The organism is Pseudoalteromonas sp. SG43-6 (assembly GCF_014164365.1).
GTDB classification, from domain to species: domain Bacteria; phylum Pseudomonadota; class Gammaproteobacteria; order Enterobacterales; family Alteromonadaceae; genus Pseudoalteromonas; species Pseudoalteromonas rhizosphaerae.
Genome location: NZ_JACJEZ010000026.1, coordinates 1 through 12,578, shown reverse-complemented (window position 1 = coordinate 12,578; position 12,578 = coordinate 1). Strand labels below are relative to the sequence as shown.

Annotated in this window: 10 protein-coding genes; 9 read left to right on the top strand and 1 reads right to left on the bottom strand. The window is 41.9% G+C overall.

The window, feature by feature from the left end; translation table 11 throughout:
• Nucleotides 1-35 precede the first annotated feature (35 nt).
• Nucleotides 36-1,352 carry a PAS domain-containing methyl-accepting chemotaxis protein gene (locus H5201_RS12425; protein ID WP_182718274.1) on the bottom strand — a complete coding sequence of 439 codons (1,317 nt, stop codon included), beginning with the start codon at nt 1,350-1,352 and terminating at the stop codon, nt 36-38.
• 579 nt (nt 1,353-1,931) lie between these two features.
• Between H5201_RS12425 and ndk the strand changes: the two genes are divergently transcribed.
• The 9 genes from ndk (at nt 1,932) to der (ending at nt 12,527) form a co-directional block, all read left to right on the top strand.
• Nucleotides 1,932-2,363 (top strand): nucleoside-diphosphate kinase, encoded by a 432-nt coding sequence (gene ndk / locus H5201_RS12420; protein WP_008111339.1) that lies wholly within the window; start codon nt 1,932-1,934, stop codon nt 2,361-2,363.
• A 171-nt stretch (nt 2,364-2,534) separates the two neighbouring features.
• Complete coding sequence (locus tag H5201_RS12415; RefSeq protein WP_145239689.1) at nt 2,535-3,668, top strand: bifunctional tRNA (adenosine(37)-C2)-methyltransferase TrmG/ribosomal RNA large subunit methyltransferase RlmN; 1,134 nt, start codon at nt 2,535-2,537, stop codon at nt 3,666-3,668.
• Nucleotides 3,669-3,780: 112 nt separating this feature from the next.
• Nucleotides 3,781-5,736 (top strand): type IV pilus biogenesis/stability protein PilW, encoded by a 1,956-nt coding sequence (gene pilW, locus H5201_RS12410; protein WP_182784672.1) that lies wholly within the window; start codon nt 3,781-3,783, stop codon nt 5,734-5,736.
• Nucleotides 5,733-6,602 (top strand): RodZ domain-containing protein, encoded by an 870-nt coding sequence (locus tag H5201_RS12405; protein WP_182740586.1) that lies wholly within the window; start codon nt 5,733-5,735, stop codon nt 6,600-6,602. Before pilW ends, H5201_RS12405 begins: the two co-directional genes overlap by 4 nt.
• 5 nt (nt 6,603-6,607) lie before the next feature.
• Nucleotides 6,608-7,726 (top strand): flavodoxin-dependent (E)-4-hydroxy-3-methylbut-2-enyl-diphosphate synthase, encoded by a 1,119-nt coding sequence (gene ispG, locus H5201_RS12400; RefSeq protein WP_145239699.1) that lies wholly within the window; start codon nt 6,608-6,610, stop codon nt 7,724-7,726.
• Nucleotides 7,727-7,862: 136 nt separating this feature from the next.
• The gene (gene hisS, locus H5201_RS12395; protein ID WP_145239702.1) at nt 7,863-9,143 is read left to right on the top strand and encodes a histidine--tRNA ligase; all 1,281 of its coding nucleotides are present in this window, start codon (nt 7,863-7,865) and stop codon (nt 9,141-9,143) included.
• 16 nt (nt 9,144-9,159) lie between these two features.
• Nucleotides 9,160-9,780, top strand: a complete 621-nt coding sequence (locus H5201_RS12390) for a tetratricopeptide repeat protein (RefSeq protein ID WP_149981918.1) — start codon at nt 9,160-9,162, stop codon at nt 9,778-9,780.
• A 9-nt stretch (nt 9,781-9,789) separates the two neighbouring features.
• Nucleotides 9,790-10,968, top strand: coding sequence for an outer membrane protein assembly factor BamB (bamB, locus tag H5201_RS12385; RefSeq protein ID WP_182740587.1), 1,179 nt, complete (start codon nt 9,790-9,792; stop codon nt 10,966-10,968).
• Between the two features lie 92 nt (nt 10,969-11,060).
• Nucleotides 11,061-12,527 carry a ribosome biogenesis GTPase Der gene (gene der / locus H5201_RS12380; protein WP_145239710.1) on the top strand — a complete coding sequence of 489 codons (1,467 nt, stop codon included), beginning with the start codon at nt 11,061-11,063 and terminating at the stop codon, nt 12,525-12,527.
• Nucleotides 12,528-12,578: the final 51 nt, after the last annotated feature.

The window sequence follows — 12,578 nt, the reverse complement described above, 5'->3', positions numbered from 1 at the left end:
GTTAAATTAAGATGTTTTGATCGAAATCATAAAACTCACTTTAATTGATTGGCAAACTGGCTCACTGCATCAACGACTTGCTGGGCACCTTTTTTAATATTGCTCATCACAATGCCAGACTCGTTTGACAGCTCTAATCCTTCTTGTGCTTTATCTTCACCTTGCTTAATGGCTTTTACGCTTGACTGCGTTAAGCTTTGATTTTTTTGTACCACTTCAACAATTTCTTCTGTGGCTTTACTGGTTCGAGATGCTAATTGACGCACTTCATCGGCGACTACCGCAAAACCTCGCCCTTGCTCACCAGCTCTTGCTGCTTCAATCGCCGCATTTAAGGCTAGCAAATTAGTTTGATCAGCAATGCTGCTAATACTTTGCACTATGCTGGCAATTAACTGTGATTGTTTATCCAATGCTGATATTTCATCCCCTGCTTGCGACATTTGCACCGCCAGCTCATTCATTACTTTAACCGCTTGCTCAATGACAGCAGCACCTTGATCTGCAAGGTGGTCAGTTTCAGTTGAAGTGCTATAGGCAATATCTGCCGCCTCTGCGATTGCGAGCTCCCGCTCAACTTGCTCAGTAATAACAGTAGCGAATTTAACCACTTTATACAGTTCGTTTTGCTCATTGAAAATTGGGTTATAAGAAGCTTCAAGCCAAACCACTCGCCCATAACTATCTATGCGTTTAAAACGGCTTGAAACGTATTCGCCTCTTTTGAGCTGTTTCCAAAAGGCTTCATATTCTGGTGAATTAGCCTCTTCTGGTTCACAAAAAATACGATGATGTTGGCCAACAATCTCTTTAAGTGAATAGCCCATTCCCGCCAAAAAGTTTTCGTTTGCTGTCAATACAATGCCATTAGTATCAAATTCAATAACGGCCATGGCACGATGTAATGCTTTAATTAAATCTTGATGCTCACGGGAGGTTTCAATCGTACGCGTTAACACATTAGAATGCAGAGTAAACTCAACTAGCTTACCTTGCTCATCAATGATCGGCTGTAAAATACTTCTTAGCCAGTCTTGTTCACCATTAACATGAACAAACTGCAATGCACCAGCCCAGTGTTCATGCTTCTCTAATGCTTTTTTTAAGCTTTTAAAATGCCCTGTCTGTCTGGCGTTACTTGGCACAAAATCTAGTAACTTTTTTCCAATCAGTTGCTGATCAGGGTAACCAAGCTCGTTTGCAAAGTTTTTATTTTGCGATGAAATAAGCCCAGTCTTATCAATGATTAAAACTAGCATTTCTTCGTCTAAGCTTTTTCTTACTTGATTCTGCACAAAAAGCTGACTTTTTAATTTAGCATTCTCACTTTTTATAGTGTTATTAAAAAACATAGCAACCTACTATCAATGAAATGGATGAAATGAAGCACGAAGATATTAAAACCTTTAATTTATTTCATGGTTATAACTTGAGTGTAAACCAAGTCCCCAAATTTAGTAGAATTTAACTAAAATAATCATTTTAAGCTAAAAGTGGATTTTCTATTGTGCACCTTATAGCAGTTTAAATGGCAAAAGCTCGAATGATACAAAAGCGCCTATCAATAATTTTAAAATAAATAATTAAAACATAAGGTTAATAAAATTTAAGGTAATTTTTAATAGTGCAGTTACAGATAAGGGCCTAAACGTTATAGTCACTGAGCACCATTTTGTACTAAAAATAACCTTCGAAAAATATTTCAACTTATTATTAGCTAAATTAAGTAATACGTAGTCCCATGCAATGTTAGATCATTAATTAATTCACAGCATCATGCTTTTCTATGCGTGGTGATTGCCTAACATTTAAAAATCGCACAATTGTCATCAAGCTAGTTTTTAATAAAACTAGGCATTGCCTACTAAAACGCGTATAATTCGCGCCCGTTAATATTCACACTTTTACTTAAAAATTATTGGAGCATAAAGATGGCTTTAGAGCGTACTTTCTCAATCGTAAAACCTGATGCAGTTGCTAAAAACCACATCGGCGCTATCTACAACCGTTTCGAAACTGCTGGCCTTAAAATCGTTGCAGCTAAAATGGTTCACCTTTCACAAGAGAAAGCGGAAGGTTTCTACGCAGAACACAGCGAGCGTCCTTTCTTTGGTGCTTTAGTATCTTTCATGACATCTGGTCCAGTAATGGTTACAGTTCTTGAAGGCGAAAACGCTGTTCTTAAAAACCGCGAAATCATGGGTGCTACTAACCCTGCTGAAGCACTAGCTGGTACTTTACGTGCTGACTACGCTGATAGCATCGACGAAAATGCTGTTCACGGTTCAGACGCTGTTGAATCTGCTGCTCGCGAAATCGCGTACTTCTTCGCAGACGAAGAGCTTTGCCCACGTACTCGTTAATTCGAATGCGCTAAGCAAAAGTAAAAAGGGCTTTCGAGCCCTTTTTTAGTCATTAGTTAAAGTATTAATTATCTAATTTATGATGTTTTACTTAATGATTAAAGTGAGTGAATTGTGTACAATTCGCCTTTGTAAATTTTTATCACCACCGTCACTGATTAAGGTTGTTTCATGACCACTGAGCAAAAAAAGATTAACTTATTAGATTTAAACCGAGATGCAATGCGCGAGTTATTTGTATCGTTCGGTGAAAAGCCATTCCGTGGCGATCAGGTGATGAAATGGATTTATCATTTTGGCGTTGATAACTTTGACGAAATGAGCAACGTTAACAAAAAGCTGAAAGAAAAACTTAAAGCGGAATGTGAAATTGTCGCGCCTGAAATCACCGTACGCCAACAAGCCAGTGATGGTACAATCAAGTACGCGCTGATACTTGAAGGCGGCCAAGAAGTTGAAGCGGTGTGGATCCCAGAAAAAGAACGTGCCACCTTGTGTGTATCATCGCAAGTTGGTTGTGCGCTTGAATGTACATTTTGCTCAACAGCGCAGCAAGGGTTTAACCGTAACTTAAAAGTATCTGAAATTATCGGCCAAGTTTGGCGTGTGGCCAAAGACATAGGTCTTGATGGCAACAGTGAAAAGCGTCCGGTCACCAACGTCGTTATGATGGGCATGGGCGAGCCATTGCTTAATCTTAAAAACGTAGTTCCGGCAATGGAATTAATGATGGACGATTGGGGTTTTGGTTTATCTAAACGCCGCGTTACTTTAAGTACCTCTGGTGTGGTGCCTGCACTTGATTTATTGAAAGAAAAAATCGACGTTGCATTGGCTATTTCTCTACACGCACCTGATAACGCATTACGTGATATTTTAGTGCCAATCAATAAAAAATACCCAATTGAAGAGTTTTTAGCGGCGTGTCGTCGTTACATTGATGGCTCTAAAGCCAATAAAGATGTGACCATTGAGTATGTGATGCTAAATGGTATTAACGACAGCACAGATCAAGCCCATGAATTAGTTAAAACACTCAAAGGCACACCATCTAAAGTGAACCTTATCCCGTTTAACCCATTCCCGGGTAACGAATATACACGCTCTAGTAACAGCCGTATTGACCGCTTTTCAAAAGTGCTACAAGCAGCAGGTATTACCTGTATTGTGCGTCGTACTCGCGGTGATGATATTGATGCAGCCTGCGGCCAGTTAGTTGGTGATGTAGTTGACCGTACAAAACGTTTAGCGAAAAAGAAAATGCGCGACGATAATGCGATTGCGGTTAATATCCACCAAGCATAATCTGTTGTCGTGAATCAAAAGCCCTTAGCGCTGCTTTATTTTTAAATAAATGATGCAAGATAAGGGCTTTTCGGTAATATAGGTGCATGGACAATAATAAAGAGATGAAGTAATGCGATCTTTACTTGCTTTAACTATCAGTGCACTCGCTTTAACAGGGTGTGTAACTGAAAATAGTTATGATGGCAATGACAAACCAGTCGTTGAAAATAAAATCAATAATACCGGCGCAGCACGTACCCGAATAGCCTTAGCATTAGAATATTTAAGCACTGGTAATAGCTCGCAAGCAAAGTATAACCTCGAACGCGCCGCGTCTTTCTCTCCTGATCTTCCTGAAGTCCATTATTCATTTGCTTATTATTACCAACAAGTCGGCGAAAACGTACAAGCCGATAAAGCCTATCAAAAAGCAATAAAAATTGATCCCAATGATCCTAATACCCGAAATAACTACGGGGTATTTTTATGCGGTATTGACGAGTACGACCGCGCCACAGAACAACTACTCAAAGCCATTGCCATCCCAAGTTATATACGAGTAGCAGAAAGTTATGAAAATTTAGCTCTGTGCGCCATTGAGTTTGATGATTTTGATAACGCTGAAAAATATTTCAAATCGGCCATTAATCACAGTTCAATGCGTGCCTCATCACTGATCAGTTTAGCCGCTTTGTATTACGCTAAAAGTGATTTACATAGAGCAAAAGAAATACTCGAGCGTTATGAGAATAGTGGTCAAGTATCGTCTCGCTCATTGCTATTAAGCTATTTAGTTGAGCAGCGTATGGGCCACATTGAAAAAGCCGAAACCACTGCGGCAATGATATTGCAAACCTACCCAACCTCAAGTGAAGCGGGGATCATTCGCGAACAAAAAATCAAACGTAGTGAGTTTGAAATACTACGCTCGCAATACCGCCAAGCAAAATTAGATGAGCTACAAGCAAATAGCCCTGCGGGAGAGGTGATCTCGGCACCCAAAATACGCATTGTAAAAAAGAAAAAAGCGCCAGCAACTAGTACGTCGGCGCAAAGTATCACAACGCCAACAATGGCCGTTAAAAATAACAATGCAAGCAGCAATGAATTAACTACCGCGTTGCTAACCTCACCGGTTGCGCCAACGCAAAGCACCGCATCACAAAGTAGCCAGCAAAGCCAAGCAACAGTATCAACACCAGTCGATACGAGTGGTATTTTGGCGGCTTTAAGTACCACAGCAATAACAACGCCAGTGCAAACAAACGTTGATACTACCGCTGTACAGATCAGTGCTCCAGCAAACAATAATGATCCTGTGGCAGTAATGTCTGCTCTGGTGGTCGCACAAACACCAAACAATCCAGCTGTAAATTCAACTCAAGCGACGGACATTGCATCATTAGCCTCTGAGGAGGCAGTTGCTAAAGCATTAGCAATACCAACTGTGCATTTAGCAACAGCGCCCACAGCGACTGCCGCAACGCCTCCCCAAACGCTTGCTCGTAGTAGCAAAGCACAAGATGGTGTAACAATTGTTTCTTTTGGTGCGCCCACTGATAGCCAAGCCGTTGCAAATAACAGCCAGGCTTCAAGCCAAGCACAATTTAGTGATGAATTAACGGATGAAGAAAAGGTGGTTTTTTACCAGCCAAAACGCAACGCTGCCGTCTTCGCAGAGTCAAGTTATAGCTCTACACCTGAGATCCGTTTTCAAGATCCGCAACAAAATACTCACGCACCGTTGCTAAATTCGCGGATCCCACAATTAACGACGCCTTACCATGTTTTGCAAGATGGTGAAAACCTATTTAGCATTTCAGTACGATACAATGTTAAACTACAGAAATTACTCCAATGGAATGGTCTGAAAGAATCTGATCGGGTGGTCAATGGGACGAAAATTTATCTTAACGATCCCAACATTTATTACGAAATTAACGTCGGTGATACTTTGTATAGTATTGCCACCAAGCGTCGCTTGTTAATTGATCAGTTAATGCGATGGAATAAATTAAGCCCGGATGTTGCACTTAAACCTGGGCATAGACTGTTACTAGTGGACCCTGAATCATACTCATTATGAATGATGAAAATACAGAATCAACAACGCTCACTCTTGGCCAAACTTTAAAAAGTAGCCGCGAGCAAGCGAATGTCAGCTTAGAAGAGTTGGCAAAAAATTTAAAATTATCGGTGTTGCAATTACAACGTCTTGAGAATGACGAACACCAATTAATCGGCCCTGCTACCTTTGTTAAAGGTTATGCAAAAAGTTATTGTCGCGCCTTTAATTTAGATACTGCGGCCGTTTTAGCACTGTTCCCTGAACCACAGGAAACCGTTAAAAAAACCAACATGCAAAGCTTTTCTAGACGAACAGAAAAAGAAGCTCATGATAGTCGCTTGATGCTGGTCAGTTACGTTATTCTGGCAATTGTTATTGGTTCATCCGCATTATGGTGGTGGCAAAATTCAACCCCTCTTGACGAACAAGTTGTAACGCAATCTTTAAATAGCTTTGCCAAAGAGACAGTTGCAGTCGCGCAAACAGAGCCTGATGTGGCGTCAATCAGCCAGCTAGAACAAGCTGGCCCTGATGAATCGATTGATGACCCCACTGCGGCGCAAATTATGGAGCAACAAGCCGATACCGAACTAGACGTTGCCCCGAGCGAAACGTCAAGCGAGCCACAAAATGATGGCCTAGGCACCATAGTTATGCATTTCAATGAAGAAAGTTGGGTTGAAGTTCATGACGGCAAAGGTGATAAAGTGGCGTTTGGTGTTAAAAAAGCGGGTTATGATATGACTTTATCAGGTCATCTGCCTTTTTCTATCGTGCTTGGTAAGCATCAAGCTGTTGATATCACTCTTGACGGTGAAAAGATTGATATTTCCAGTTTCCCAAAAAATCGTTTAGCCAAATTTAATTTACCGTTAACAGAGTAGTCACTATGTTTTCAGAATCTCCCATTAAACGCAGAAAATCTACCCGCATCAACGTGGGTAACGTACCGATCGGTGATGGCGCCCCTATTGCCGTGCAATCAATGACCAACACCGATACCATGGATGTTGATGCAACTGTTGCACAAATTCAAGCTATTCAAGATGCCGGCGCCGATATAGTGCGTGTTTCCGTGCCGACTATGGACGCCGCCGAAGCATTTAGAAGCATAAAAGAACAAGTCACCATTCCACTGGTTGCAGATATTCACTTTGATTATCGTATTGCTTTGCAAGTCGCAAAGTATGGTGTTGATTGTTTACGTATTAATCCTGGCAACATTGGCAGTGAAGAACGTATTCGCGCGGTAGTCGATGCTGCCCGTGAGCACAACATTCCAATTCGTATTGGTGTTAATGGCGGCTCATTAGAGCGTGATTTACAAGAAAAGTACGGCGAACCAACGCCTGAAGCGTTACTTGAATCAGCCATGCGCCATGTAAATATTTTGCGCCGTTTAGATTTTGATCAATTTAAAATATCAGTAAAAGCTTCTGATGTGTTTTTAGCTGTGGGAGCATATCGCTTACTTGCTAAAGAAATTGACCAACCTCTGCACTTAGGGATCACAGAAGCAGGCGGTATGCGTTCAGGCTCAGTGAAATCAGCTGTAGGCTTAGGTATGTTACTTGCCGAAGGTATCGGCGATACGCTGCGAGTATCGTTGGCGGCTGATCCAGTACAAGAGATCAAAGTCGGTTTTGATATTTTAAAATCACTGCGCATTCGCTCTCGCGGGATTAACTTTATTGCCTGTCCGAGCTGTTCACGTCAAGAGTTTGATGTGGTTAGTACCATGAACCAACTTGAAGAGCGTTTGGAAGATATCATCGAACCGGTATCAGTATCGGTTATTGGTTGTGTGGTCAATGGCCCTGGCGAAGCGTTAGTGAGTGATATTGGCTTAGCTGGTGCAAACCGTCGCTCGGGCCTTTATATTAATGGCGAACGTCAAAAAGCCCGAATTGATAACAACAATATTGTTGATCAACTCGAAGGCTATGTACGCGACTTTATCGCACAAAAAGAAAAACAGACCCCTATCGACATCAAAATCGTCGAATAAATACAATATAGTCGGCAAACAAAGCCGTTTGCCGTTTACCTTTATAGCTAGAACGCTATAATGACGGGTCAATTTTTAGCATTCTTGTTGTGTAGTCATCTTTTATTACGCAAAAAACAGTTTTTAGGATTTAGCAGTGGCAAAACAAATTCAGGCAATACGTGGAATGAACGATTGTCTGCCGGGCGATACCCAAGTTTGGCAGAAAGTAGAAAACATCTTACGCGAGACAGTAGCATCGTTCGGTTATCAAGAAATTCGTTTTCCAATTGTAGAATCAACCGATCTTTTTAAACGCTCAATTGGTGAAGTCACCGATATCGTTGAAAAAGAAATGTACACCTTTGCCGACAATAATGGCGACAGCTTAACACTTCGTCCTGAAGGTACCGCTGTATGTGTACGTGCTGGTAATCAAAACGGCTTACTGTATAACCAAGAGCAACGCCTTTGGTATATGGGCCCAATGTTTCGTCATGAACGTCCGCAAAAAGGTCGCTATCGTCAGTTTCACCAATTTGGTTTAGAAACCTTCGGTATTGCCAGCGCTGATATTGACGCTGAAGTAATTTTACTGACGGCGCAATTGTGGCAACAATTTGGCATCAGCGAACATGTTCGTTTAGAGCTTAATTCTCTAGGTTCAAACGAAGCTCGCGCGCAATACCGTGATGCACTTGTGGCTTATCTTGAGCAACATATTGATGCACTAGACGAAGACTCAAAACGTCGTATGTACAGCAACCCACTGCGCGTGCTAGATAGCAAAAACCCTGATGTACAAGCGGTTTTAGTTGATGCACCAAAACTGTCTGAACACTTAGATGCTGAATCAAAAGAACATTTTGAAAATTTATGTGAACGTTTAGACGCCGCAGGCGTCATATACACGGTTAATGAAAAGTTAGTCCGTGGCCTTGATTACTATAACCGTACTGTTTTTGAGTGGGTTACAGATAGCCTCGGCTCACAAGGTACTGTATGTGCAGGTGGCCGCTATGATGGCTTAGTTGAGCAATTAGGTGGCAAAGCAACGCCAGCTGTGGGCTTTGCTATGGGTCTGGAACGTTTAGTGTTAATGTTACAAGCATTGGAATGTGTTGGTGACATTCGTCGCAACGCTGATGTATATTTGGCAGCGATGGGTGACAAAGCCAGCATTCAAGCCCCTATTATCGCAGCTAAATTACGTGCTGAAGTACCTGGCTTACGTATCATGGTCCATGCCGGTGGTGGTAACTTTAAGAAACAACTTAAACGCGCAGATAAAAGCGATGCACTCGTTGCACTGATTATCGGCGAAGATGAATTAGAACAAGGCGTAGTGACAGTTAAGTATTTACGTGAGCGTAAAGAACAGGTCACCTTAGAATTAGAACAAATTAAAACGCTTTTAGCTGAGCTAATAAACAGCTAAAAAAGACGAGGTAGTAATGGATATTTATTCAACAGAAGAACAACAAGCTGAAGCGATCAAACGTTTTTTTCGTGAAAATGGTGTATCACTGGCGCTAGGTGTAGTGCTTGGTTTAGGTGGCCTGTATGGCTGGAAAGCATATAACCAAAATCAAATTACAACTGCTGAAAGTGCCTCTGATGCATATACTCAGCTGGTTGAAGGTGGTGAAGTATTAGGTTCGGCAGATACATTTATCGCAGAGCACAAAGATACTAACTACAGCGCACTTGCAGCCTTTGTTGCTGCTAAAGAAGCCGTAGAAAAAGGTCAACTTGATGTAGCCAGTGAAAAACTCAGCTGGATAATGACTAATGTTACCAATGCAGATTTAAAAGCAACGGCGACCACCCGTTTAGCTCGCGTGCAAATAGCACAGCAGCAATACGACCAAGCTTTAACAACGCTTAACGCTAAACTTGCAGATTCATTCACTGCAACAGTCGCTGAGCTTAAAGGTGATATATACACAGCTCAAGGCGATGCAAATCAAGCTCGCAGTGCTTATCAGACTGCTGCTGATGCGGGCGGTCTGGAGAATAACCCATTATTGCAAATCAAACTTGATGACTTAGCAGTAACTAGCCCAACGGCGTAAGGGGTTACCATGAAAAAATTAACAGCGGCAACCATAGCGCTATGCATGGCAACCTTAGTCGGTTGTTCATCAAGCGATGACGAAGACGAACTGGTGTTGCCTGAAATCGTTAATCAGTTTGAAACCAAAGTAATTTGGCAAGAAAGCATTGGTGACGGTGTTGAACATTACTTTTCTCGGCTAACACCGGCGGTATATAAAGACCGTGTTTTTGTAGCTAACCGTGCTGGTAAAGTCGAAGCGCTATCGCTTGAAAACGGTAATACTCTTTGGGAGACTGATGTTCGCGAAAATTTGACCTTTTGGCCATGGCAAAGCGACATTAGTGCAAAATTATCCGGTGGTATTTTACAAGCTTATGGTAAAATTTTTATCGGTTCCGAGCATGGTTATTTAGTTGCCCTTGACCGTGAAACGGGTGATGTTGTTTGGCGCAAAAAAGTACCCGGTGAAGTGTTAGCAAAACCAGCTGCCGGTGATGGCCTTATATATGTTAACCTAGGCTCAGGTAAATTATTAGCCCTTCACCCAGATACCGGTGAAGAGCGTTGGAGCCATGAGCAAGAAGTCCCCGCATTAACACTACGTGGGCAAAGCTCTCCGACCGTTGCTAACGGCGGTGTATTAGTTGGCCTTGAAACAGGCAAGTTAAGCGTACTTATCTCTGACAGTGGTTACTCTGCGTGGAGTGCTGAAATTGCTACAGCAAAAGGCGCATCAGAATTCGAACGTTTAGTCGATGTTGATACACAACCTCTGATCAGTGGTCCTTATGCGTATGCTATTGCTTATAATGGTAACTTAGCAGCTGTAGATATTCGCTCTGGTAATGTTGTCTGGAAACGCGAATACAGCAGTTACCGTGAAATTGCCATGGATACCCAAACTATTTACGTAGTAGATAGTAATGGTGTTGTTTATGGATTAGATAAAACCTCTGGCATTGAACGCTGGAGTCAGCCAGCCCTTCGTGGTTGGTACTTAACAGGGCCTGCGGTAGCAGGAAATTACTTAGCCATAGGTGACCAAGAAGGTAATCTACATTGGCTAAATAAAGAATCAGGCGAGCTTGTATCGCGTGAAGACTTCGACAGTTCAGGCTTTTTTATTGAGCCAATTGTTGCTGACGACAAACTGATTTTATACACCCGAGATGGTGAAGTTAGTGCGGTAAAAATACCGGACTAATTTGCTAAATAACTATAAGTTATTAATAGTTAATTTATTTTTTTAAGGCTTCGCTATGCGAAGCCTTTTGTTGTTTTTTTAAGAGGTAGTTTATGCTTCCCGTGATCGCTCTAGTTGGGCGACCCAATGTGGGCAAATCCACATTATTTAACCGTTTAACACGTACGCGTGATGCACTCGTTGCCGATTTTCCAGGCTTAACGCGAGATCGAAAATATGGCCAAGCTAATTACGATGGCTATGAATTTATCGTGGTAGACACGGGCGGTATTGATGGCTCTGAAGAAGGCATCGAAATCGAAATGGCTGATCAATCGCTACTGGCGATTGAAGAAGCCGACATCGTATTATTCTTAGTTGATGCACGTGTAGGTATGACAGTAGCTGATCAAGCTATTGCCAACCATTTACGTAAACAAGAAAAGAAAAGCTTTGTTGTTGCCAATAAAACTGATGGTATTGATGCTGACTCAAATTGTGCTGAGTTTTACCAATTGTCACTGGGCGAAGTACATCATATTGCAGCCGCTCATGGCCGTGGTATTACCTTGTTACTTGAACACACCTTACAGCCTTTGCTTGCAGAGCTGAGTGCGCAAAATGATGATGGTAAAGGCGATGACGACGAGTTAATCGATTTATACTCTGAAGATGATGAAGATTCTACAGCGCATGAAGCATTTGCAGATAAGCCAGTAAAACTTGCTATTATCGGTCGTCCTAACGTAGGTAAGTCAACACTGACTAACCGTATATTAGGTGAAGAACGCGTTATTGTTTATGATATGCCGGGCACAACCCGCGATTCTATTTATATTCCAATGACTCGTAACGAAAAAGAATACGTGTTGATCGACACCGCTGGTGTACGTAAACGCAAAAAAGTCAGCGATGTGGTTGAGAAATTCTCAGTGATCAAAACCCTCCAAGCAATCGAAGATTGTAACGTGGTGCTATTGGTTGTAGATGCCCGCGCTGGCATTTCGGATCAAGATTTAAGCTTACTTGGTTTTGCCTTAAATTCTGGCCGCTCACTGGTTATTGCTGTGAATAAATGGGATGGCCTTGATGATTACGTGAAAGATCGTATTAAATCGGAGCTTGACCGTCGCTTAGGCTTTATTGACTTTGCACGCTTACACTTTATCTCAGCTTTACATGGTACAGGTGTTGGTCATTTGTTTGAGTCAATTGACGAAGCTTATGAATCAGCAACTAAGCGTATTAGCACTGCTATGCTGCGCCGCATCATGGACATGGCACAAGCTGATCACCAGCCGCCACTGGTTCGTGGTCGCCGCGTTAAGCTTAAATACGCGCACGCGGGTGGTTATAACCCACCACGTATCGTAATTCACGGTAACCAAGTACATGATTTACCAGATAGCTATAAACGCTACTTAATGAACTACTATCGTAAAGCATTAAAAATTATGGGCACACCTATCAAAATCGAATTTAGAGAAGGTGATAACCCATTTGCAGGACGTACTAATAAAGTGACTCTTTCGCAAAAACGTAAGATCCGCGCATTTAGTAAAGAAAACCGCAATAAATGATATAGCTGTAAGCTGTAAGCTGTAAGCTGTAAGCTGTAAGCTGTAAGCTGT

Bases quoted from the DNA above. Each gene is read 5' to 3' on its own strand.
- H5201_RS12405 (WP_182740586.1), top strand. From the start codon at position 5,733: ATGAATGATGAAAATACAGAATCAACAACGCTCACTCTTGGCCAAACT.
- H5201_RS12425 (WP_182718274.1), bottom strand. From the start codon at position 1,352: ATGTTTTTTAATAACACTATAAAAAGTGAGAATGCTAAATTAAAAAGT.
- bamB (WP_182740587.1), top strand. From the start codon at position 9,790: ATGAAAAAATTAACAGCGGCAACCATAGCGCTATGCATGGCAACCTTA.
- ndk (WP_008111339.1), top strand. From the start codon at position 1,932: ATGGCTTTAGAGCGTACTTTCTCAATCGTAAAACCTGATGCAGTTGCT.
- pilW (WP_182784672.1), top strand. From the start codon at position 3,781: ATGCGATCTTTACTTGCTTTAACTATCAGTGCACTCGCTTTAACAGGG.
- der (WP_145239710.1), top strand. From the start codon at position 11,061: ATGCTTCCCGTGATCGCTCTAGTTGGGCGACCCAATGTGGGCAAATCC.
- H5201_RS12415 (WP_145239689.1), top strand. From the start codon at position 2,535: ATGACCACTGAGCAAAAAAAGATTAACTTATTAGATTTAAACCGAGAT.
- H5201_RS12390 (WP_149981918.1), top strand. From the start codon at position 9,160: ATGGATATTTATTCAACAGAAGAACAACAAGCTGAAGCGATCAAACGT.
- ispG (WP_145239699.1), top strand. From the start codon at position 6,608: ATGTTTTCAGAATCTCCCATTAAACGCAGAAAATCTACCCGCATCAAC.